This is a genomic window from Microbacterium invictum (genome assembly GCF_014197265.1).
In the GTDB taxonomy this organism is placed as follows: Bacteria; Actinomycetota; Actinomycetes; order Actinomycetales; family Microbacteriaceae; genus Microbacterium; species Microbacterium invictum.
The window spans coordinates 2,787,809-2,810,083 of the sequence record NZ_JACIFH010000001.1; the positions used below are offsets into that span (position 1 = coordinate 2,787,809).

A 22,275-nucleotide genomic window follows, 5' to 3' on the forward strand; every position below is an offset into this window, starting at 1 on the left:
TCGATAACGTTTAACGATTCATCCAAATTAGTATCGATAACACGACGGCGTCAAGGGCCGGCTGCGCTCCACGCTACGCGTGGTGGCTCGCCCGACGGGGCGTTCCATCCCACACGTCGGCGATCTTGTAGGACGTGATTCTGATGGATGGGCCGTACCCGAAGTCATTGACCTTTCGCCGGAACGACTTGCCGAAGAGGGCGCCGGGGACGGCCTCGACCTCCTCGGATGCCCAGCCGACCTGTCGAACCAAGCGTTGCCGGATGGACTGGATCGCTACGGTCTTCCGGGTGAGGCTCACGACCTGATAGAAGTCGATGTTCGTCTGCTCCCAGCTCCAGGCGCTCTGGCTCGCGATCTGCAACATCGAAGACAAACGAGCCGCGGATCGGGCGAAGGAACGTGGGCTGCGCCGCGGCTCGAAGCGGAAGGGCCGAGGGGCGTCTCGTCGAAGGGCAAGTCGTGACGAACTGGATGATAGCACTCGAGCAGCTCTCACTCGTCTACCCCGGGCGGATCAACCGATACCTCTAACCCCGAGACCCTGCCCGCTTACACACACAACTTGACGTAGAGGATGGCATCACCTCCCCCGTCGGGCGTGTGACTCTGCCCTTGACTGGCGGCTTCCGGGTCTGCCTTTGATCTGATCCGTCCACGTCTCCCGACGGGGAGGTGACCGATAGGATCGTCGGCCAGGAGCGAGCATGACCTCATACGAGCCTGGAGAGAGGCCCCGTCAACGTCCTGTCTGCCAGCTCCTGACCGACGTGCCCACTGTGAGGAAGGCACGAGTCCATCATGACAACAACCACCGCGGATATCACCGCTCAGGTCGCGGACGGGTCTGCGCCTGTCGACGTCGTCGCGGGCGTCGACACACATAAAGACACCCATCATGTCGCTGTCCTGGCGGCTGCCACTGGAGCCCGGCTCGGGGACCTGAAAGTCCCCGCAACTCCGGCCGGCTATGAGCGGCTACTCGGATTCGTCGGCTCGTTCGGGACGGTCCGCCTGATCGGCGTCGAGGGCACCAACTCGTACGGCGCCGGCCTTGCCCGCTTCTTGACAGGCTCCGAAGAACGCGTCAAGCTCGCCGTCGACGACGCTCACGCCACGTTCACCCACTCCAAAGTCGAAGGCCTCATCCGGCGGGCAGGGCTCCGCTACCCGAACGCGGACCTGCGCCGGGTCGACATGGTCGAGCAGCGCGGCCTGGACCGGGGTGTGATCGCGCAACTCGGGACCTGCCAGTTCATCACCCGGCAGCAGAACGTCGTGTTCCAAGGCTTCACAGGCTCCGGGAAGTCATACCTCGGGTCCGCGCTCGCGAAGCAGGTCTGCCAGTACCGCTACCGGGCGCACTACATCCGCGTGCCCGACCTCGAAGAAACCTGGGCCGCGGCCCGCGACAAGCCGGGCGGGGAGGAGAAGTGGCTCCGGAAGTATGCCGCATTTCATACTCCTCGTGATAGACGAATGGCTGCTCGACAGCCCCGATGACAGCGTCCGCGGCATGCTGCTCGAGCTCCTCGAACGCCGCTACGACGCCACGTCGACGGTGTTCTGCACCCAGTACGCGAAGAAGGACTGGCACCAGCGCCTCGGCGGCGGAGTCCACGCCGACGCGATCATGGACCGCATCGTCCACAACACCCTCTGGATCGAGACCGGCAGCACCAACATGCGCGAACACACCGCCATGACAGCCTGACCCGCGCCGGTGAGCGCCGCGTCCAACCGGGGGCGGCGCCCACCGGCAATATCCAGTGGCCTCGAGTCCCAATATCGAGTGGCCCTCAAGCCTCCAAATACTCAGTTCGGGACACGTAGCGGAGAAGTCCATGCGGTGCGGGCCGGCGAAACGATCTTCGCTGATGACCCGGCGAGGAGCATTTCCACGCCGCGCCGCCGGACTGCTTCATGGAGCAAATCGTCATGCTCGAGAACGGGAACGACCCCGGCGCCACGACGGTGTGGTTCGAGCACCTGACTGAACGGGATTACGTGCGAGTGAGCGAAGTCGCGGGAGCAGTCGCTCGACGGGAGTGACGGCGCCTACGCGGTCCTGTGGAGTGCGCATCACCGGTCACCAACCTGCACGATTCGTCATTCGTGAATGCCCGCTCGCTGGGCATCGTCGCGTCAACGTAGGAGAGCGCAGGCTAGGCCCTTATCGATCTACGCCATGCATCGAGTCTCCGCTGCATCACCGGTTTACGGTCAGGAGTGAAAAACGTGCATGCCGCCACCGACGTGCAGTTCGTCGCTATTGGGTAGCCGCACGACGGCCGATGATCCCTTGGGAACTTCTGCCTCGACGGTGAGCGAGTCACCGTTGATCTCCCAGCGAACGGACGTGCGCCCATGCGGTGTCTCCAGTGCGGCAGACGCCCAGGTGAGTCCACCCCCGGGTTGCGGTGCGATAAGAATGCGAGAGTAGCCCGGCTCAAGCGGGGCCAACCCGGCGACGGTCCGATGCATCCAGGTCGCAATCGAACCGAACGCATAGTGATTGAAGCTCGTCATCTCGCCGGGGTTGATAGTCCCGTCCGGCAGCATCGAGTCCCATCGTTCCCATATCGTCGTGGCGCCCATCGTGACCGGATAGAGCCACGATGGATTCTCGGTCTGCAGAAGAAGCCGATATGCCGCGTCGAGGTGGCCGGTCTTTGTCAGCGCGCCACTGATGAACGGTGTCCCCGCGAATCCTGTGGTGATGGTGTAGCCGCTCTCAGCGACCAGCTCTGCGAGGCGTTCACCAGCAACGCGGTCAGCATCCTCATCGAGAAGGTCGAAAGCGATGGCGAGGGCGTAGACTGCCGGCGCATCACTCAGGACTCGGCCGCCATCGACGAAGTGCGCGTTGAAAGCTGTCCGCAACCGCGCGGCGAGCTCGAGGAACTCAGCGGCGTCATCATCGCGCTGCAGCAACACGGATGTCTTGGCCGCAATGGTGGCAGACCGATAGACGCACGCGGTGGCGACAACCTTGGGATCAGCCTTGGCCTCGAAGGGCGCATCCGGCGGGGCGGTTGGGTCCAGCCAGTCGGCAAGTTGCAAGCCGGCTTCGAGCAGATCGCGGTCGGAGAGCACGGCGCTGACTCGCCGGACGTAGGCGGCCATCGAGTCGTACTGCTGCTCGAGGATCGTGATGTCGCCGTATGCCTCCCAGAGACTCCAGGGAACCCAGCACGCGGCGTCGCTCCAAAGAGCCATCACCGGCGCGAGCGCCGGGGCTTCGGATCCCAGGTCCTTCATCTGGATCTTCAGGACGTCGGGAACTACGAGGGCGACGTCGCCATTGGCGTGACTCTGTTCAGCGGATAGGTCGAGCAGCCAGTCGCTGAGGAAGGACTCGACGTCGTAGAGAAATGATGCGGTGTCGACGAATGCGGAGAGGTCACCGGTCCAGCCGAGTCGCTCGTCGCGCTGCGGACAGTCCGTCGGGACATCGACGAAGTTGCCGCGCATGCTCCACACGACGTTCGAGTGCAGCTGGTTGAGAAGGGGGTCGGAGCACGCGAAGGTTCCGATCCGGTCGAGTTGCGATCCGATGACCACGGCGGTGAGGGCCGCGGATAGCTCGTCGAGGGTTCCAGTCCAACCCGTGACCTCGGCGTACCGGAATCCGTGGAACGTGAACGTCGGCTCGAATACGTCGAGTTCGCCGCTGAGGGTGTATTCATCGGTTGCGCGCGCGGTGCGAAGCGGCCGCACTCCCAGTTCGTTGTCTTCGAGCACCTCAGCGTGGCGGATGGTGATGGTGTCCCCGGCGCGGCCTCGCAGGCTCAAGCGGATCCATCCGACAAGGTTCTGGCCGAAGTCCGCGAGGGTCGCCCCGGTGGGAGACGTCCAGATGCTGACGGGCGCACGCTCTTCCTGGCGGCGCACAGGTGGGCCGACATAGGGCGTGAGGCGGGACCGGTCGAACGGGATAGCCCGCGTGCCCGACCATCCGGATGGCAAAGTACCCGGTGAGGTCCAAGTGAGGTCCCGGCGGCGGGCGTCGATTGATTCACCGTTGTACAGGTCGTCCGCGAGGACGTCACTCGGCCCGGACGCCCAGGACTGATCTGTTGCGATGATCTGCACGTGTCCGTCGTCGAAAGTGATGTGCAGTTCGGCGAGCGCGGCGCGCTCGGGTCCGTACAGCGCCTTGCCTCCTGCGAAGCCGAGGTGTCCGGTGTGCCATCCGTTTCCGACGAGGATGCCGATGACGTTCTCCTGCTCAAGCAGGTCGGTCACGTTCCACTGCGCGTAGCGAAGGCGCCACTCGTAGCTGCTCCAACCAGGTGTGAGCAGGTCCGGCGAGGCGGGCTTGCCGTTGATGGTGACCTCGCAGACGCCGAGGGCAGTGGCGAGAAGTTCGGCGGAGGTGACCTCTCCGTGCCCGGAGTCGAGCGCGAAGACCCTCCGGAGTAGTGGGGCGGTGTCCCGCTCGACGTCGGGAGAGATCATTTCAGCGGTGAAGGTCATGCTCGACTACTCCTATCGACGGTATTCCTTGGCACGTTCGCGGCACGGTTCAAGGCCACGGGAGGAGGCCCTCGTGACGAACGGACCAGCCTTCGCTCGGAAATCCGGGGGTGTCCTCACTCCCGTCCCAGCCCGCGCACATCAATGACACTGCGGCGAGCAGTCCGCCGTTGCCGGGCAGGTAGATCGGAAGGAAGTTACCCATCTGTGGATTGTGGCCGTTCATCAGGTACTGGTTCTTCGAGGCATCCAGCATCAACGCATCGATTGCTGCTTGTGGGTCTCCGGCGCGCGTGGCAGCCATAGCGAGAACGGGGAAGTCCCATCCCCAGGCTGTATCCCAATCCCACTTGTCCTTCACCCATCCAAGCGTGGCAAGGTGCGTTGCAGCATGTATCAGAGGCGTGGCGGGGATCATTCCGAGCGCAGCCAACATCGATGGGTGGTCGTCCACTCGCGTGAAAGGTGGCGTCCCGATGGCTGTGTAGATTCCGTCGAGGACGTGCGGGTTGACTAGGCCGGCGAGCTGGTGGTCCCACGTCGCGTTCCTAGAGCGTTCCGCGCGCTCCCGCCATTGCTGCGCGATTTCGAGACCCCACCACCAGTAGGCGAGCTCGAAGGTGGGATCCTCTGTTGTCGTCGGGTCGTAGAACTCTTGCGCCGGCATAATCGGCGCAGGGAGGTGGTATCCGTCACTGCGCTTCTCGGCGTAGGACGACATGAATACCGCTGTCTCCTCGACCAGAGGCTCGAGGCGATTCAGCAGCTGGACGTCAACACCTGCCCGCCTGAGCAGCTCGGCGAAGTAGATGATGTGCGGCTGCTGCCAGACGAGGAAAGAGCCGATGTCGGTAGGGCTTTCCCTCCCGTCGGGACCTGTTTGCTTCGGCCAGCGGGCGCCCATGTATCCCTGCCGGCGGGCAGTCTCCTGCGCGACGTCGAGGACGGATTCGTACCAGCCGATACTTCTGGCCAGCAGCTCTGGACGCCCCCAGGTGGCGAAGTGCGCCGCGTGCCACCAGTGCATCTCCAGGTGGAACTTTCCCTGCCAGGAGTTCGTTACGAGACCGGTCTCCTGGGGCGGCTGATCTCCCGAGCTGTTCACGGCGGTCAAGTACTGCGACAGCACGATTCGTCGCTCCAGTTCGAACGCGCGTGGGTCGGTGCTGCCCGATAGGTCGATTGCGGCACCGTTAGTCCAGAAGGAACGCCAATGCTGCGCCGAGCGACGAAGAGTCGAGTCGACGGAGATCTCCGTGGTGTGCGCCGTCACCGTACCGTCGTCAAACTCCGCTGTCAGCTCAAGGACGTTCTCACGAGTGCGGAGTAGGAACTCGTGGGGCGCGACGTTGATGAGCTCCCCGCGGTTCCATCGAGCGTGCACTCGGTATGAGGTGTCGTCTAGTTCTCTGAGGAACGTGGCGCCCTCGCTGTGTGAAGCCGACTCGGTGAGATGGCGGTCAGGGTGTGTCCAGACGCCAGCTCGGTGGAAGCTGTCGCTGGCGTAAGGGAAGGCGAAGGAAACGGTCAAGCGACCATCGGTGAGCAGCGAGGAACTGATCCGAAAACCGACTGTCGCCGTCTCGGGGTCTGCGGCGGTGATGACGGTGACCTCTTCGCCGGCGTATCGGAATCGGCTTGTCAACGTGCCGGTCCACAGGTCGAGGTGTTGCGTGGTTTGCTCCAAAGCGGATGCGGCGGTCTCGATGTCGCCGCCGGGAATGGCGGACAGGCGCAGTCCGATGCGTCCGAGATCAATGCGCTGCGGGTTCACGTGCAACCACATGGACGGGCGGGTCTCCTCGGTCACCGGTGTGCGACCGAGGATTGTGGGGATGTCGAGCTTGTCCGGATAGGAGACTTCACCACGCGCCGTTTGGTATGTGCTGAGCGAGTGAGCCAGTTCGAATCCTTCAGGGTTCGGCATGCTGTGCCATCCCCACGTGGACATCGTGCACGTGTCGACGGTCAGCCGCCCCTGTTCCTCAGCGAGGTCTGGGTCATGCTCGTCTCGAAAGGTCTGCATTCCGGTGATGTCAGCGGTGTAGGCGAAGTTGCCGTTCCCGACGGTGAGCGGATTCCGAGGGTCAGGAGCCGTCAGTCGGATGGCATGCCGGTCGATGACTGCCCGCCTGTCAATTGGCGAGGTCATCCGTTGAGCGTCCACTCGAGCTCAAGCGGAAGGTCCTCGACGGACGGCCCGATGCGAAGCGTGTAGGCACCTGGCTCGACCACCCACTGGTCGTCCCAGTAGGCAAGTGCACGCGACGGAACGGGTATATCGACAGAGGCCGATTCCCCGGCTTCGCTACGCGCGACCGCGAATCCGACTAGCCAACGAACGGGTCGGTCAACGGAGGAATCTGCGCGTTCTGCGTAAACCTGGACCACCTGCTTGCCCGCGCGATGACCCGTGTTCGCAAGCGTCACCCGCACGACCGAGCTGTCAGCGTCTGCCGTCGCATCAGACCAGTTCCACTCGGTGTACCCAAGGCCGTGGCCGAAGGGGAACGCAGGTGGTACATCGGACTTGAGCCACGCGCGATAGCCGATGTGGATGCCTTCGGTATACGTGAGCACTCCGTCGGTCGGGACGACATCGACCACGGGCACATCGGCCAGGGCGGCCGGCCAGGTCGTGGGAAGACGACCACCCGGCTCCTCTGCACCGGTGATGATGTCGGCGATGGCGGCACCGAACTCTTGCCCGCCGAAGTAGCCGAGCAGAACGGCGGCGACGTCATCCACCCACGGGAGAGAGACGGGCGCGCCGGCATTGACCACCACCACCGTCCGCGGGTTGGCTGCGGCGACAGCGCGCACGAGGTCGTCCTGAAGACCCGGCAAGTTGAGATCCGTCCGGTCGTATCCCTCGGATTCGACCTTCGCGTTGGTGCCTACGACGACCACTGCCACGTCGGCCGACGTGGCGGCAGCGACCGCCCGTTCGATGAGGATGTCGGGATCGGTCTCGACCGGGGCAAGACCGAGGGTGCCGCTAAACACTCCGACCAGTGGTGAGTCGAGTCCGACCATCGTGAACTCGGCACGAATGTCGATGGCCTGTCCTTCGACGGCATCGATCCTCGCGGTCAACGAAGGGGGGTTCAGGAACGAGGCGCCCAGGTCGGTCCCCTCTATGACCGGTTGGTCGTCGACGACGAGCTGGTCGTCCAGGTAGAGACGGCCGTGGTTGCCGCTCGCAAAGCCCAACAAGTTGATGCCTGACGCACTTGGGGTGTATACCGTGCGCATGATGAGGTGATGCGCGGTGGCAACGGGTGCGTCCCCGCCGAAGTAGACGAGCGCACTCGAGCGACGATCCTCAGCGAACAACACGTTGTCGTCGGAGTCGACAAACTCAACCAAAAGCCCGCGGTCGCCCGTTCTCGGATTCGTCATCTCATCGAGCGATAACGGCGCGACACCTTCCTGAACGACGGCACCGATCTCGAACGAAACTTCAGCGTCGGCCAATGCGGCGCGAAGGCCGTCGAGTGGCGAAACGACGTGCTCTGGGATGACGGTGGCACTTCCGCCTCCTTGAGTTCGTGCCTCGCGGGCGTTCTGGCCGATGACCGCGACCCGCTGCCGCTTCTCGGCCGCCAGCGGGAGGATCCCATCATTCTTGAGGAGCACGGCGCCTTCGACGGATGCCTGACGCGCAAGAGCGACGCCGTCGATGATGGCGGGCGCTGCCGATGGCGATCCATCGAGCGCGCCCACACGTTCCGCAAGAAGGAGCAAGCGAAGCACCTTGCGGTCGATGTCGGCTTCCCGCACTCGGCCGTCCTTGACGGCTTCCGCGAGCTGTGCCCACACCGGGGATGGGCCCGGCATTGCGAGATCCTGCGCGGCTGCAACTGCGTCGATGCTCCGGACCGCTGTCCAGTCAGACACGACGACGCCATCGAAGCCCCACTCCGAGTTCAGCGGAGTTTCCAACAGATCGTTCTCGGTCATGGTGACCCCATCGACCGCGTTGTATGCGCTCATCAGGCTCCATGCGCCAGCTCGCACCGCCCATTCGAATGGAATCAGGTAGAGCTCGCGCAGCGCGCGGTCTCCGGGCTGCACGTCAACGGTGAACCGATCCGTTTCAGAATCATTCGCGACGTAATGCTTCGGCGTCGCCGCGACGCCGTTTGCCTGCATACCTCGCACGTACCCGGCCGCCATCTGGCCGGTGAGTTGCGGGTCCTCACTCAGACACTCGAAGTGGCGGCCGCCCAGCGGTGACCGGTGAAGATTGATGGTCGGGCCGAGGACTACGTCGACGCCTTTGCGCCGAGCCTCGGATGCCGCCGCTGCGCCGTATCGGAAGGCTAGGTCGACGTCCCAGGACGCCGCGAGTGCGGACCCGGACGGGAGATTCAGGGACGGTTCTCGTTCATCCCAGCGTGGACCGCGCACGCCGGCAGGACCGTCGGAGAACGTCATTGCGCGCAAGCCAATCGAGGGCAGCGCAACAGTTGTCCAGAAGTCCGCACCCTGAATCAGTGAGACCTTCTCGTCGAGCGTGAGCCGTCCGAGGAGTGGACGGAGATGGTCTACAGCGCCGGTCTGCGCTGTCGTCGAGGACGTGGACATCATGCGGCCTTTTCTGCGTCGAGAAGCTGGCGCCTTTCAGCGCGTCTCTGCTGCTGCTTGTCGGGGTCGGGCTTGGGGGCGGCCATGAAGAGGCGCTGGGTGTAGGGATGTTGGGGACGGGAGGTGACCTGGTCGCAGTCGCCGCTCTCGACGATTTCGCCGCGGAACATGACCGCTACTCGGTGGCTGATGTGGCGCACGACCGCGAGGTCATGGGTGATGAACAGGTACGCGACTCCGGTCCGGTTCTGAATCTCGATCAGCAGGTCGAGCACACGAGCTTGCGTTGACAGATCGAGTGCGGAGACCGGCTCATCACAGACGATGAGTTTGGGATCCAGCGCCAAAGCACGAGCGATTGCGATGCGCTGACGCTGACCGCCGGAGAACTCGCGAGCCAGTCGTCCTCGCGCATCGGCGGGCAACCCGACCTGATCCAGCAGCTCACGCACGCGCGCTTTCGCGGGCGTAGAGGCAATGCCTCGCGCCTGGAGTGGCTCGGCGAGGATCTGCTCAATCGTGAGAGACGGGTTCAGCGAGGAGTATGGATCCTGGAACACCACCTGAATCTCTGAACTGAGTGTACGTCGCTCCCGGCGGGCAAGATTGCTGATGTCTTGGCCGTCGTAGTAGATTGTGCCTTCGGTCACGGGTGCGAGCCCGAGTACCGCGCGACCGAGAGTCGTCTTCCCCGAGCCTGATTCCCCTACCAATCCGAGAGTCTCCCCTGGTTGGATATCTATCGAAACGCCAGCCAACGCTCTGAACGGCTTGGCGCGGAAACCCTTACCTGGGTAGGCGACGACGAGATCCTTTACGTCAAGCAGCGGACCGGTCACAGCGTCTCTCCTTGGGTTGTTCCGGCAAGCGATGGCCTGGCCGGGCCTTCGTCGAGGATGGAGTCGAGCAACGACTTCGTGTAGGGATGCTGCGGATCGTTGAAGATCGCACGCACCGGCCCGGATTCGACGAAGAGCCCGCTCTGCATCACGGTCACCTGGTCGCACAGGTCAGCCACGACTCCGAAGTTGTGAGTGACCAACAGCATTGCCATGTGGCGCTCAGCTTGCAGGTCTCGAAGCAGATCGAGCACTTCCGCTTGAACTGTGACGTCAAGGGCCGTCGTCGGCTCGTCCGCGATGATGAGGTCCGGGTCTGTCGAGACGGCACCCGCGATGAGCACGCGTTGAGCCATACCGCCGGACACCTCGAAGGGATAGGCGTTGAAGGTGCGCAGCGGTTGCGGGATTCCAACGCGCTCTAGAAGTGCAAGCGCCCGTTCACGGGCTTCGCGCTTGCTCAGGCCGAGCGTCCGGCGCAGAGGCCGGGTCAGCTGACTGCCGATGGTAAACGACTGGTCGAGGTTGGACATGGGCTCCTGGGGGATGTAGCCGATGCGGCGCCCTCGAATCGCGGTGTAGACGGCTTCCGAGGCGGTATCCAGCCGTGTGCCCTCGTAGTCGATTGTTCCGCCGGTGACGCTGCCACCCTTCGGGAGGAGGCCGAGTACTGCGAACGCCGTCTGGGACTTACCCGACCCCGATTCACCGATCAGCCCGTGCACTTCGCCTTTCCGAATGTCCATGGATACGCCGTGGACGACTTCCACCGATGAGCCGTCGTTCTGCTGGTAGCCAACGCGAAGGTTCTCAACGCGAAGAACGACCTCAGCGGCGGCCACAGCGCGCTTGGGGCTGTCGGGGTGACGGATGGTGTCGCTATCGACGAGGACGATCTCTGTGTCATCGGCCAGATCGCCGAGGCTTGTCGAAGTCGTTATCGCGGCTACCGATCCCGTTCGCGTGGTGACTGCGCGGCGGCGCTTCCGGCGGACGACGATAGTGCGCTCCAGAACGTCGCGCATTGCGTTGGCGAGCAGCACCAGTGCAACGCTGGTCAACCCAATGGCCAGGGAGGGCCAGAGCATGAGGATGGGGGTTTTGTAGATGTTGGCGAAGGCGTCGTTGAGCATCCCGCCCCAGGTGGGGAGCGACGTATCTCCGAGGCCGAGGAACTCCAGGCCGGCCTGAATCCCAATCGCGATGATCGCCACCACTGCGGTCTGAATGATGATTGGTGCGCGGACGACTGAGAGGACATGTCGTCCGATGATCCTGAAGTCGCCCAGACCCGAGACTCGAGCGGCGTCGACGTAGAGCTCGGATCGGGTTGCGGTGACCATCGAGTAGACGAGTCGGAAGTAGGCGGGCGCCAAGAGAACGCCGATGATGAGCATTGCCCACCAGATCGACGGGCCGAGTACCGCGCGAGCAGCGAGCAGCACGACCATTCCGGGTAGCGCCATGACCAGTGTCGTGAACCACGACGAGACGTTGTCGAACCAGCCCTGGTAGTAGCCGGCGAGGAGACCGGACACGACGCCTATCACCAGCGAGACCACCACTGCGAGGGCCGCAGCGACCACACTGATTCGCGTTGCGCTGAGGAGTCGAGAGAGCACATCGCGCCCCGCGCTGTCCGCTCCGAGCAGATGTTCAGCGCTCGGCGGAGCGAGTACGAGGTCGAGTGAGGCTTTCGCTGGGTCGTAGGGCGCGAAGTACGGGCCGAACACGGCGACCAGAATGACAAGCGCAAGGAAAGCCATCGATGCTACGGCGAGCGGCCTGCGCAGAAGGCGATTGAAGAGCCGGTCGGTGCGGGCACCAGCGGTGGGGATGTCGGTGGGGACTTCTACTGCGGTCATGACAGTCGCACCTTCGGATTGAGCGCGGCCTGCGCAAGGTCGATGAGTAGATTGACGATGACGGCGATAATCGCGCTGACAACGACGATGCCCATCACGACTGGAATGTCTCCTTGTGCTGTGGCCTGGACGGTGAGCGAGCCGATGCCAGGGAGCGCGAAGATGTCCTCGACGATGACCGCGCCGCCGATCATGCCGATGAACTGGACGGCGAGCAGCGCGAGGGCGGGACCACCTGCGTTTCGAAGCACGTTCACGTAGATGACTTGGTTAAGGCTCAGTCCCCGGCTGCGGAGCGTCCGGACGTAGTCACGGGACAGATCGTCCGTGACTGCACCCCTGACCTGCTGCGAGATTGTTGCGACGCCGCCGATGGACAGGGCGATGATGGGCAACGTCACCGATGCCACCCATCCACCGAATGAGGTGGTGAACGGAATGTAGCCGGTGGCTTTGAACCAGCCGAGGTTCACGGCGAAGATCAGCACGAGGTATAGCGCGATGAGGAAGCCAGGGATGGCGAAGCCGATGACTGAAACCAACTGCACGACCCCGTCGACGATTCGTCCCCGCCGCGCAGCCAGGACACCGAGGACAACGGAGACGATTGCGGTGACCAGAATCGAGCCGATGACGATGGACAAGGTGACCGACAGTCGGCTGGAGAGCTGCACCGTGACTAGTTGACCGTTGAACCACGAGCGACCGAGGTCACCCGTGAGCGCAGACGTGAGCCAGTCCCAGAACTGTACGTACAGTGGTCTGTCCAGACCCAGCTCTGTCGCCTTCTGCGCTACCAGTTCCTCACTGGCGTTTTGACCGAGAAGCGTGCGTGCAATGTTGCCGCTGCCGAGGTACAGCAGCGTGAAGGCAATCACCGTGATCACGACGACCAGTACCACCCCTGAGGCGACGCGGCGCGCGATGAATGTGAGCATGGCTCGACTCCCGTGAATGACGATCTCTGGTGAGAGCTCGGCCCGCCCGTTGCGTCGGGCGGGCCGAGAACGACTACTGCTTCGGCTGGAAGTCGTAGATGTTCGGGTAGGCGTTGGTCGGGAGCATCTTGACGGTCGTGTTGGCGTCCGTCGCGACGCTGCCCTGGACGCGGTAGAACGGCGCGAACCAGGCCTGCTCGACGATGTACTTGTTGAGTTCCTTCGCTTTGTCCGCCTGCGTCGCCTCGTCGCCGTACTGAATCTCCCGGATGAGGCCGTTGACGGTCTCGTCCTCCGTGTGAAACGGGTTGAAGACGGCATTGGGGGTAATCATGAACTGGATCAATTGCCAATCCGGGTTCTGTTCAAGTGCCATGTACGAAGCCGGGTACTTCGGCGCGAGCAGGTCAGTGATGAAGTTGCCCGCCGGGACATCGGTCGCCTCGACTGTGATCCCGATGTCGGCAAGTTGTTGTTCGATAAGCGCGTACGTCGCAGGCGGGAACACGGCGATCGTGGGCATCGAGATGGTGAGCCCGTCCGCGTAGCCGGCTTCGGCGAGGAGTTCCTTCGCCTTCTCCGGGTCGTAGTCGTAGTAGCTGTCCAGCTCGGGGTCGTACGCGGGCGACTCTCCTCCGAAGACCTGCGTGGTGACTGTGCCGTACTCCCCGTAGAGCGCCTTTAGAAGGCCCGGGCGGTCGAACGCGAAGTTGATAGCCTGCCGCACCTTGACGTCGGCGAGCGCGGGGTTCATCGTTCCGTCGCGGTCGAGCAGCAGCACGCCCTCGAAGTCCAGCTCGTTGGCGTTGATGGTCCAACCGGCAGCCTCGACCTCAGGGATCGCGTTGTTCGTCACCTTGACGCCGTTCGCCTCGCCGGCCTTGATGGCGTTCACCTGCGCCGTGTTGTCACCGAGGACGTTGATGACGAGGTTCTCGTAGTGCTGGACGTCGGGATTCCAGTAACCGGGGTTCCGCGTGTACGCATACGTCGACCCGGTGACAGTCGCCGCGGTGTCGAGGATGTACGGGCCCGAACCGACCGGGTTTGTCGCAACATCTTCGCTGTCCAACGATGCCTCGGCACCGACGAGGCCTGGGTCACGCGTCAGGTAGTTGAGCATCGCGGGATCGGGTGCCGCGAGCGTGATGACCACCGTCGTGTCGTCGGGCGCCTCGAAGCTCGTCACTCCTGCGAAGTAGCCGGCGTCCGGAGAGGTGCCCTCCTTGAATCGCTGCAGGTTCTTCACGACAACGTCCGCGGTGAGCTTGGAGTCGTCTGTGAATGTGACGTTGTCACGGATGGTGAGGGTGAGCACGGTGTTGTCGTCGTTGTACGACCACTCGGTCGCAAGCCACGGCTCGATAGTGCCCTCGGGGGTGGCAAGGAGCAGCGTGTCAAACACCGCCTGGTAGTACGGAGCGGCGTTACCCCACTGCGAGCCCGAGGGATCGAACGTGGTCGGCGATCCCACTGCTCCGAGCGTCAGCGTTCCGCCTTCTCCAGTGCCTTCGTTGTCACCTGCCCCTCCGGTGCAAGCGCTGAGGGCCAGCGCGGCGGTGACGGCGAGCGCCGCTGCTGTCGCGGCCTTCTTCCATCGGATCATCTTCGAGTCCTCTAGGTTCGGGGGCGATGCCACTCTGGACCGCCGGTGGACACAGACGCTAACATGAATTCTGAGTATTTACTAGATTTTGCGAGAACACTCCGAGCACGAGCTCGGTTTTCGCCCGGAGCAGAACGGTCTGGATCCGGATGATGGTTGGATTGGTCGCAACAATGACGAACGCAGCAGACGAGTCGCCGAGGCACGCCCCTCGGGGTGCATACGCCAAGTCAGCGCGCACTCAGGCAGCGATACTTGAGGCCGCGCTGGAGGTCTATGCCGAGTCGGGATACCGCTCTGGGACCCTTCGGGGGGTGGCGGATCGTGTCGGAATCAGCGAAGCCGGTCTGCTCCATCACTTTCCGAGCAAGAGTGCGCTGCTCGCCGCGGCACTCGACCGCCGTGACAAGCAAGCTGAGCTTGTCATCGATTTTGATGCAAGCGGTCCTGAGATCCTCCGCGGGTTGATACGAGTGGTCGAGCAGAATGCCACAACACCAGGCGTCGTCGACCTCTTCTGCCTTCTTTCCTCCGAGGCCACTTCACCTAAACACCCTGCTCACGACTACTTCGTGAAGCGGTATGAGTACGCCCGCTCAAGCATTCGCCGCGCCTTCGAAAAGCTGAGAGATGATGGACTTCTTCGAGAAGGTGTCACAGCCGAGCGTGCCTCGGTAGCGACTATCGCTCTGATGGACGGTCTCCAGGTCCAGTGGCTGCTGGATCGCCAGGCGCTTGACATGGCGACCGAACTGAAAGCCTTGCTCGCGTTACTGGTTCGAATGGACTTTCATGACGCGAGCGGATCTAGGATCTGAACGTGGCAAAGCAAGTCCGCCCACGAGGCGCCTACGCGAAGAGCGCGACCCGTCGCGCCGCGATAGCGCAGGCGGTACTCGACCTCGTCAATGAGCGAGGGCATCGGGCGGTGACCTCACTTGAAGTCGCTCGTCGCGCGGAGATGAACGAGTCGACCGTTCTGTACCACTTCCCCACGAGAGAGGATTTGCTCGTAGCCGCGATGCAGCACGCAGAACGACACCCCTTGTCTCGTATCACCGACACCGGCGTGAGCTTGTACGAGATCGCCGCCGAGCATGCAGTGATGGGCGTCGCGCACATTAACTACAGTCGCCTCTTTGTGACGATGCAAGCTGAGGCCACCGATCCCTCTCACCCTGCTCACGAGTGGTTTCTGCGTCACAATGCCGGCTCGATTGCAGTCCTCGCGAGGGACATCCGCACGCGTCAGGAAGATGGCCTTGCTGACCCTGGCATCGATGCCGTTCGGGCGGCGAGACAGATCGTCGCAGTATGGGACGGGCTGCAGGCTCAGTGGCTGATCGATCCGTCGTTCGATATTGGCGCGGAACTTACCGCGGCGATGGCCGCGATAGCTCAGTCCCGAGAAGTGGGCCCACCGGCGGAGACTGCCTCGCTTAGCACTCACCGCCCAGAAGGATGATGCGGACACACCTAACGCAAGCTCCTTCGGGCCGAAGGGTGCATCCAAGGCACAGTCGAACCCGTTGCGAAAACTGAGCGCAGGAAACAATCCGGGCCGACGACGGGCCGCGCAGAGCGACTGACTACGTGGTGCCTCGGCCGACCACCTCACCTGGCCCGAGCTCGGTCAAGGGGAGGCCCCTTCTCAGTGGCTGGCCAAGATCCTCGCTGGTCGGTTCACGCAAGAAGGTGACCGGGGACTGGCCTGCGGATGACGCGCACCACATCGGACAGGTTGAGAGTTCGAGCAAGTGATGACCGCCGCGAAGGGCGTCGCGTCCTTGAAGCGCGCCGCCTGGTGGCGACGGCCATCACTCGGGTTCAGGCCCCTAGATGCCCATTCCCGTGCCGAACTTGCTGACCGCGATCGACCCTGCGGGAGCACCTTCCGTAGGAGGGGGTACCGGTTGCCGCGAGATCACCCCTGGCGTGAGTACGTCGCAGAACGAGCGAGGGGATCAGTGCGAGCGCCCGTTGACTCCGGGCCACCAAAGATCCAAATTGGTATACCAAGATGTTAGGATCGCGGTATGCCTAATTTCCTCGTTGACGTAGCCGCGCCGCTGGATCGGCTCCCGTCGATTCGAGCCGAATCTCACGGCGATCGTGTTCAGGCCGCGCTGCAGCAGGCGATCCTCGATGGACGTCTGCCTCAGGGCGCGCCGTTGGTCGAGCGTGAACTCGCCGAACAACTCGGCGTATCGAAGACTCCTGTGCGTGAGGCGCTCAAGCGTCTCGAGTCGAGCGGACTCGTGGAGTCGTCGTACCGGTCAGTGACCGTCCGTAGACTCGACGCGAACATTGTCCGGTCCCTGCATGACGCACGCCTAGTAGTTGAGCCCGAGGCCGTTCGGCTGGGTGTCCTGAAAGTCGGTGCGGGCGAACGGGCGAGTGCTCGCAGAGCGCTCGACATCGCGCATGCCGCCATTGGTTCGGGCGACACTGCGATGCTCGGAATCGCGAATCGCGGCTTCCATCAAGAGCTCTATCGACTGTGCGCCAACGAGTGGCTGGTCGAGTTCCTCGACAAGCTTCAGGCGCTGAGCACGTTCGTGGCTACGGCGGGCTGGCGTCTGGATCCGACCTTCGATGCCGAGGCGGAGGAACATCGGGAGATTTTGCATGCCGTCGAGAGAGGTGATGCCGAAGCCGCGGCGTCGCTCACCCGAGATCACATCGGTGCCGCATCCCGGGCGCTCTTGGACTCGCTGAAACGCCAGGGAGAGGGAGGCGCGGAATGAGTGCCATCATCACGTCGGTCACACTCACATCGGTGACCGCGCCCCGCGCGGGAATCTCTTGCGGCCACGTCATCGTCGAGATTGCTGCAGGACTGGACGGTGTCGTCGGCGTGGGGGAGATGTCGGATTTCCAGCATCTTCCGATGTATCACCCCAACGTGGCCGATCTCGAGCGAACGATCAACGGGCTGCTCGTCGGGCGAGACGTCCGACGAACGAACGTGATCGATGAGGTCATGCGCGAGGCGTTCCCGCACTCGGGAAGCCTGTACGACAAGGGGAGTGTGATCCGCGGCGGTGTCGATATCGCCCTCTGGGATGCGCGGGCGAAACTGCTGGACGTCAATGTCGGAGAGCTGCTCGGAGGGCGAGTCCGTGAGGCTCTCCCCATCGCATTCCCCATCTTCCGACAGCAGTCCGAGGCCGACGTCGAAGCGAATCTCGACATCGTCGACACGATGCTCGAGAGAGGATTCTCGCGGTTCCGCGTGTACGTCGGTCGGGACTTCGCGCTGGACCGACGGTTTCTCGAAGCATGCGTCGGTGCGTACGGGGACAGGATTTCCATCAAGTCGCTGGATTTCTCCAATCTCGTCTCCGCGCAGGCAGCGGCGCGCTTCATCAACCAGACGAGCGACCTCGGCTTCGAATTCGTCGAGGCGCCTTCGAGGGCCGGGGATGTGGACGGCATGCGCTTCGTCCGCGATCGGACCGGCATCCCCGTCAGCGAGCACGCGGCGGGGGAGCGATCTGCCCTCGCTCTCATTACCTCAGGCGCGGTGGACGTGTTGAACGTCGGACTTTTTGTGCTCGGTGGCATCACCGGTGCGCAGCGCGTGCTCGGTATCGCGGAGGCCGCCAGCATCCCGTGTCTGATCGGAACCACGCAGGAACTCGCGATCGGAACGGCCGCCGCAGCGCACGTCGGCACATGCAGCCCCGGCGCCACCGCAGCCGGCGATCCGGTCGGACCTCTGCTCTACACCCGCGATGTGGTGACCGAGCCGCTCGAATTCCGCGATTCCGCGCTCGTGCCTCCGTCCGGTCCCGGGCTCGGTGTGCAGATCGATCCGCAGCTGCTCGAAGCGGCCCACGAACCACTGAGCTGGAGCGCGACGGACGCCCGCAGCGCCATCGACCGGACGGGAGCGCGAGCGAAATGACGGAGACAACGCGCAGGATTGTGCTGGTGACCGGTGGTAGTCGCAATCTCGGACGAGCCATCTGCCGACGCTTCGCGTCGGACGGAGCGACGGTCATCGTGAACGGGGTACACCCCGGCGAGGCGCAGAGCGTGGCCGAGGAATTGCGTGCCGGAAGGGCGGATGCCGTGGGCATCGACGCCGACGTGTCCGACCCGGCCGACGTTGACGCGATGTTTGCTCGAATCAGGGTCGATTACGGCCGCCTCGACGTGCTCGTCAACAATGCCGCTCTCACCCTCGTCGGACGGGTTCCGCTGACGGAACTGACTGTCGAGGATTGGGATCGGGTGTTCGCGGTCAATGCGCGCGGCATGTTCCTCTGCACCCGCGGAGCATTGCCTCTACTGACGGCTCGCGGCGCGGCCATCGTCAACATCTCCTCCATCGGAGCTTCCAAGGCGCACCGCGAAGCAGCCGCGTACGATGCGTCGAAGGGGGCGATCGAGGCGTTCACGCGCGCGGCGGCGATCGAACTCGCGCCCCAATCGATCCGAGTCAACGCGGTCGCCCCGGGGGCCGTTTCCAACGCAGAATACGAGCAGATCCCCAACAGTAGGAAGCGGATCGAGGCCGAGCCCATCCCGCTCGGACGTATCGGACGCGGCGATGAGATCGCGGATGCGGTCGCATACCTGGCTTCGGATGCGGCGTCCTATGTGACTGGACACGTGCTGACGATCGACGGAGGCCTCACCGCGCAATCACGCCAGAGATCGGCCGAGATAGACATCCACGCCAGAACAGGACGCACATCGTGAATCACCACGCCGGCTCGATCGAGAACGCCCTCCGCGGAGTGACGGCGGTGCTCGTCACCCCTTATCGCGAGGGCCAACTCGATGTTGGCACTCTCGCGGACCTCGCCTCACGCGTCGACCGCGCAGGGATTCATGCCATCACCGCGCTGGGCAATACGGCCGAAGTGTTCCAGTTGACGCGCGCAGAGCGGTCCGCGTACATCGAAGCGACGGCAGACGCGGCCCAGGACGCATTGCTCGTCGCGGGGGTAGCAGGCAGCCTCGCAGAATCCCTGGCAGATATCGACGTCGCAGGCTCGCAGGGATACCGCGCTGCGATGCTCCACGAGCCGGTGGATCCGTTCGGCGACAGCCAAGGGCTCCTGGAGTTCTATCTCCAAGCCGCCGACCGCACAGCACTGCCCCTGGTCCTCTACCTTCGGACGAGTCGACTCGCTGGCCCCGCGCTGCGGGACCTCGTGCGGCACCCCTCCATCGCGGGAGTGAAGTACGCGCGTCCGGGCATCGACGATCTGACGCACGCTCTCGCCGACGATGCGGGCGCCGACTGCGTCTGGGTGAACGGCTCGGCCGAGTCCCGCGCCCCGGAGTTCCTGGAGCTGGGTCTCACCGGATTCACCTCGGGCATCGCGAACGCACGCCCCGACATCGCCCTCGGCGTTCATCGCGCCCTGGTCAGCCGCGACCGTGCGGCGCTCGATCGCGCGCTCGCGCTGGCGGCGCCGATCGAGCGACTGCGGGCTGACGGACACGGCAAGTACAACGTGTCGGTGTTGAAAGAGATGCTTCGTGCGATCGGACTGGAAACCGGCCCGGTTCGTCCGCCCCACTCACCGTTGCCGCCGCGGGAGCGCGACGAGCTGCACCGCGTGCTCGCGGGTACGCGAGTGGGCATTGCGCAAGAAAGTACCGGAAGTGAACCCCCCGGGCGCTAGTTCGCCCGCGAGCGCCCGCGTACCGTCGAATCGTTCCACGACCGATGCCGACACGGGAACGAGAGTTGGGCGAGGGAGCATGACGCAATGACCGGCGAGACCGACCTCTCCGTGAGGGGTCGCTCGCAGCGACGTCGCCTCCACCGCGCATCCTCGACCTGACATGCGTGCGCGGGCTGACCGGGCCGGGAACGACACACAGATTGACACGATCCTGCCTGACGGCCACGCCGGGTGGTCGTGCGAACGGCAACGCGTCATCCGCAGACGAACAAAACCCGGAGTAACATGACCAACCCCAGCGCCGTCCTATACGCCCCCAATGACATCCGTATCGAAGATCGGCCGATTCCGGAGCCCGGCGCGGGCGAAGTGCTCGTGAACGTGCGAGCCATTGGGATCTGCGGCTCCGACGTGCACTACTACGAGCACGGTCGAATCGGTCCCTACATCGTCGAGCATCCGATGGTCGTGGGGCACGAGTCGGCGGGCGTCATCGTCGGTGTCGGCATCGACGTCAGTCCGACGCGGATCGGTCAGACCGTCGCTCTGGAGCCAGGTGTTCCGTGTCGAAACTGCAAGGAGTGCCTCGCTGGTCGCTACAACCTCTGTCCCGACGTCGTGTTCTTCGCCACGCCTCCGGTGGATGGTTCGATCGCGGGCTATGTCACGATCGACGCGAGGTTTGCTCACCCGGCGCCGGAGAACCTCAGCTTCGAGGCCGCGGCGATGGCGGAGCCGGTGTCGGTGGGGGTATGGGCTGCGCGGAAGGCGGGGATCACCGCCGGTGACCGAGTCCTCGTTACCGGGGCCGGCCCGATCGGGCTCTACGCTGCGCAGGTGGCGCGTGCGTTCGGCGCGGTCGAGATCACCGTCACGGATGTCAGTTCCTTCCGGCTCGAGAAGGCGAGGTCCCTCGGCTTCGCCGCGGAACGCGCGGGCGAGCCCGCCGAGACGACGTTCGACGTCCTTCTTGAATGCTCCGGCGCCGCTGTCGCTCTCGACGGCGGGATGAAGCGTCTCGCTCCCGCGGGTCGTGTCGTGCTCGTCGGGATGGGAGCGGACTCGGTCCCGATCGACGTCCCGCTCGTGCAAGGGAAGGAACTCACGATCAGTGGCATCTTCCGGTACGCGAACACCTATCCCACTGCGCTCGCGCTCCTCGCATCGGGTGAGGTGGATGCCGAGGCGGTCATCACCCATCGGTTCGACATTGCACACACCGAGGACGCTCTCACGCTCGCGCGACGGGATCCCGAGTCGCTCAAGGCGATCGTGCTGCCGGAAGCATGAGCGGCATCGATCGTTTCGACCGTGCTGGTCCGTCCGTCCTCGTGGTCGGCGAGGCCCTCGTGGATATCGTCGTGAGGGCGGACGGGGCGCGATCGCAGCATCCGGGCGGTTCTCCACTCAACGTCGCCGTCGGCCTCGGTCGTCTGGGAGACACGTCGATCCTCGCGACGTCGATCGGCGACGATGCTCAAGGCGCCGCGCTGCGCGACCACCTCGAGCTGTCGGGCGTGAGTCTCGCTCCCGACACCGCAGGAACCGCTCCGACATCGACCGCGACGGCGCATCTGCGATCGGACGGCTCCGCCGACTACGACTTCAGGATCGGGTGGGACATCTCCGGCGTCGCTCCGCATTCCACCGTGCTGCACACCGGCTCGCTGGCAGTCGCGCTCGCACCGGGACGGCAGGTCGTCGAAGCGCTGGTGCAGGACCGTCGCAGCGAATCCGTCGTGACGTTCGATCCGAACATCAGGCCGTCCCTCGTCGAAGACTGGACCGAGCATGTCAGTCGCGTGGAGCGCTTCTTCGCGCTCGCCGACATCGTCAAGCTCTCGGACGAGGATGCTCGCTGGCTGTACCCGGATCTGTCTGACTTAGGCGTCGCGGAATGCATCCTGCAGCTCGGCCCCAGCGTGGTAGCCGTCACCCGAGGCGCGTCAGGGTCCTTCATCACAGACGGGGTCGAACTCATCGAGTCGAACGCGCCGCGCATACCCGTCGTGGACACGGTCGGGGCCGGCGATTCGTACATGGCCGGACTGATCCATGCCCTCATCGCTCTGATCTCGGACGGACTCTCGAAAGACGTCATCCGGTCTCGCGGTTGGGCAGATCAGGACACGTTGATGATGCTGTCGGCCTTCGCCGCCGAATGCGCCGCCGTGACCGTTCAGCGCCAGGGAGCAGATCTGCCTTGGTCTGGCGATCTCCCGTCGTCGCTCCTCGTCTCCGGCCCGTCGGCATCGGTCGACCCGTCGGAACTCACCTGACGCGTTGCAGACGGACGCGCCCGATCATTTC

The 22,275-nt window shown here is 64.1% G+C and carries 16 protein-coding genes and 3 pseudogenes; 11 read left to right on the top strand and 8 right to left on the bottom strand.

The window, feature by feature from the left end:
- Positions 1-73: 73 nt before the first annotated feature.
- Positions 74-367: a hypothetical protein gene (locus BKA10_RS13000; RefSeq protein ID WP_183501271.1), complete on the bottom strand. Its 294-nt coding sequence runs from the start codon at positions 365-367 to the stop codon at positions 74-76.
- Here BKA10_RS13000 and BKA10_RS13005 point away from each other — a divergent pair.
- The 3 pseudogenes from BKA10_RS13005 to BKA10_RS17015 form a co-directional block, all read left to right on the top strand.
- Positions 336-534 (top strand): annotated as a pseudogene (locus BKA10_RS13005) (IS256 family transposase); the annotation flags it as partial. The gene BKA10_RS13000 and the pseudogene BKA10_RS13005 sit on opposite strands and share 32 nt — an antisense overlap.
- A 267-nt stretch (positions 535-801) precedes the next feature.
- Positions 802-1,020, top strand: a pseudogene (locus BKA10_RS17010) (hypothetical protein); the annotation flags it as partial.
- 57 nt (positions 1,021-1,077) lie between these two features.
- A pseudogene (locus tag BKA10_RS17015) lies at positions 1,078-1,714 on the top strand (ATP-binding protein); the annotation flags it as partial.
- Positions 1,715-2,223: 509 nt separating this feature from the next.
- On the opposite strand, the gene BKA10_RS13020 reads toward BKA10_RS17015, so the two are convergent.
- The 7 genes from BKA10_RS13020 to BKA10_RS13050 form a co-directional block, all read right to left on the bottom strand.
- Complete coding sequence (locus BKA10_RS13020; protein WP_345048085.1) at positions 2,224-4,479, bottom strand: family 78 glycoside hydrolase catalytic domain; 2,256 nt, start codon at positions 4,477-4,479, stop codon at positions 2,224-2,226.
- 49 nt (positions 4,480-4,528) lie between these two features.
- On the bottom strand, positions 4,529-6,631 hold the full coding sequence (locus BKA10_RS13025; RefSeq protein WP_183500270.1) for a hypothetical protein: 2,103 nt from the start codon (positions 6,629-6,631) through the stop codon (positions 4,529-4,531).
- Positions 6,628-9,069 carry a beta-glucosidase H gene (locus tag BKA10_RS13030; protein ID WP_183501205.1) on the bottom strand — a complete coding sequence of 814 codons (2,442 nt, stop codon included), beginning with the start codon at positions 9,067-9,069 and terminating at the stop codon, positions 6,628-6,630. Before BKA10_RS13030 ends, BKA10_RS13025 begins: the two co-directional genes overlap by 4 nt.
- Positions 9,069-9,908 (bottom strand): ATP-binding cassette domain-containing protein, encoded by an 840-nt coding sequence (locus BKA10_RS13035; protein ID WP_183500271.1) that lies wholly within the window; start codon positions 9,906-9,908, stop codon positions 9,069-9,071. The genes BKA10_RS13030 and BKA10_RS13035 overlap by 1 nt, the downstream gene beginning before the upstream one ends.
- On the bottom strand, positions 9,905-11,773 hold the full coding sequence (locus BKA10_RS13040; RefSeq protein ID WP_183500272.1) for a dipeptide/oligopeptide/nickel ABC transporter permease/ATP-binding protein: 1,869 nt from the start codon (positions 11,771-11,773) through the stop codon (positions 9,905-9,907). The genes BKA10_RS13035 and BKA10_RS13040 overlap by 4 nt, the downstream gene beginning before the upstream one ends.
- On the bottom strand, positions 11,770-12,711 hold the full coding sequence (locus BKA10_RS13045) for an ABC transporter permease (protein ID WP_183500273.1): 942 nt from the start codon (positions 12,709-12,711) through the stop codon (positions 11,770-11,772). Before BKA10_RS13045 ends, BKA10_RS13040 begins: the two co-directional genes overlap by 4 nt.
- 73 nt (positions 12,712-12,784) lie before the next feature.
- Positions 12,785-14,317: an ABC transporter substrate-binding protein gene (locus BKA10_RS13050; protein WP_183500274.1), complete on the bottom strand. Its 1,533-nt coding sequence runs from the start codon at positions 14,315-14,317 to the stop codon at positions 12,785-12,787.
- 173 nt (positions 14,318-14,490) lie between these two features.
- Between BKA10_RS13050 and BKA10_RS13055 the strand changes: the two genes are divergently transcribed.
- From BKA10_RS13055 to BKA10_RS13090, 8 genes are all read left to right on the top strand, one after another.
- Positions 14,491-15,135 carry a TetR/AcrR family transcriptional regulator gene (locus BKA10_RS13055; RefSeq protein ID WP_183500275.1) on the top strand — a complete coding sequence of 215 codons (645 nt, stop codon included), beginning with the start codon at positions 14,491-14,493 and terminating at the stop codon, positions 15,133-15,135.
- A 2-nt stretch (positions 15,136-15,137) separates the two neighbouring features.
- A complete protein-coding gene (locus BKA10_RS13060) occupies positions 15,138-15,782 on the top strand; it encodes a TetR family transcriptional regulator (RefSeq protein ID WP_183500276.1) in 645 nt (214 codons plus the stop codon).
- A gap of 571 nt (positions 15,783-16,353) precedes the next feature.
- A complete protein-coding gene (locus BKA10_RS13065) occupies positions 16,354-17,064 on the top strand; it encodes a GntR family transcriptional regulator (protein ID WP_183500277.1) in 711 nt (236 codons plus the stop codon).
- Entirely contained in the window at positions 17,061-18,227 is a 1,167-nt protein-coding gene (locus BKA10_RS13070; protein WP_183500278.1) for a mandelate racemase/muconate lactonizing enzyme family protein, read from the top strand. Before BKA10_RS13065 ends, BKA10_RS13070 begins: the two co-directional genes overlap by 4 nt.
- A complete protein-coding gene (locus BKA10_RS13075; protein WP_183500279.1) occupies positions 18,224-19,027 on the top strand; it encodes an SDR family NAD(P)-dependent oxidoreductase in 804 nt (267 codons plus the stop codon). Before BKA10_RS13070 ends, BKA10_RS13075 begins: the two co-directional genes overlap by 4 nt.
- A gap of 38 nt (positions 19,028-19,065) precedes the next feature.
- Complete coding sequence (locus BKA10_RS13080) at positions 19,066-19,962, top strand: dihydrodipicolinate synthase family protein (RefSeq protein WP_183500280.1); 897 nt, start codon at positions 19,066-19,068, stop codon at positions 19,960-19,962.
- Positions 19,963-20,250: 288 nt separating this feature from the next.
- A complete protein-coding gene (locus tag BKA10_RS13085; protein WP_183500281.1) occupies positions 20,251-21,255 on the top strand; it encodes an NAD(P)-dependent alcohol dehydrogenase in 1,005 nt (334 codons plus the stop codon).
- Positions 21,252-22,244 (top strand): carbohydrate kinase family protein, encoded by a 993-nt coding sequence (locus BKA10_RS13090; protein WP_183500283.1) that lies wholly within the window; start codon positions 21,252-21,254, stop codon positions 22,242-22,244. Before BKA10_RS13085 ends, BKA10_RS13090 begins: the two co-directional genes overlap by 4 nt.
- Positions 22,245-22,275 lie beyond the last annotated feature (31 nt).

Excerpts from the sequence above, each read along its gene's own strand:
- BKA10_RS13000 (WP_183501271.1), bottom strand. The coding sequence starts at position 367 with ATGTTGCAGATCGCGAGCCAGAGCGCCTGGAGCTGGGAGCAGACGAAC.
- BKA10_RS13020 (WP_345048085.1), bottom strand. The coding sequence starts at position 4,479 with ATGACCTTCACCGCTGAAATGATCTCTCCCGACGTCGAGCGGGACACC.
- BKA10_RS13025 (WP_183500270.1), bottom strand. The coding sequence starts at position 6,631 with ATGACCTCGCCAATTGACAGGCGGGCAGTCATCGACCGGCATGCCATC.
- BKA10_RS13030 (WP_183501205.1), bottom strand. The coding sequence starts at position 9,069 with ATGTCCACGTCCTCGACGACAGCGCAGACCGGCGCTGTAGACCATCTC.
- BKA10_RS13040 (WP_183500272.1), bottom strand. The coding sequence starts at position 11,773 with ATGACCGCAGTAGAAGTCCCCACCGACATCCCCACCGCTGGTGCCCGC.
- BKA10_RS13045 (WP_183500273.1), bottom strand. The coding sequence starts at position 12,711 with ATGCTCACATTCATCGCGCGCCGCGTCGCCTCAGGGGTGGTACTGGTC.
- BKA10_RS13050 (WP_183500274.1), bottom strand. The coding sequence starts at position 14,317 with ATGATCCGATGGAAGAAGGCCGCGACAGCAGCGGCGCTCGCCGTCACC.
- BKA10_RS13055 (WP_183500275.1), top strand. The coding sequence starts at position 14,491 with ATGACGAACGCAGCAGACGAGTCGCCGAGGCACGCCCCTCGGGGTGCA.
- BKA10_RS13065 (WP_183500277.1), top strand. The coding sequence starts at position 16,354 with ATGCCTAATTTCCTCGTTGACGTAGCCGCGCCGCTGGATCGGCTCCCG.
- BKA10_RS13070 (WP_183500278.1), top strand. The coding sequence starts at position 17,061 with ATGAGTGCCATCATCACGTCGGTCACACTCACATCGGTGACCGCGCCC.
- BKA10_RS13075 (WP_183500279.1), top strand. The coding sequence starts at position 18,224 with ATGACGGAGACAACGCGCAGGATTGTGCTGGTGACCGGTGGTAGTCGC.
- BKA10_RS13085 (WP_183500281.1), top strand. The coding sequence starts at position 20,251 with ATGACCAACCCCAGCGCCGTCCTATACGCCCCCAATGACATCCGTATC.
- BKA10_RS13090 (WP_183500283.1), top strand. The coding sequence starts at position 21,252 with ATGAGCGGCATCGATCGTTTCGACCGTGCTGGTCCGTCCGTCCTCGTG.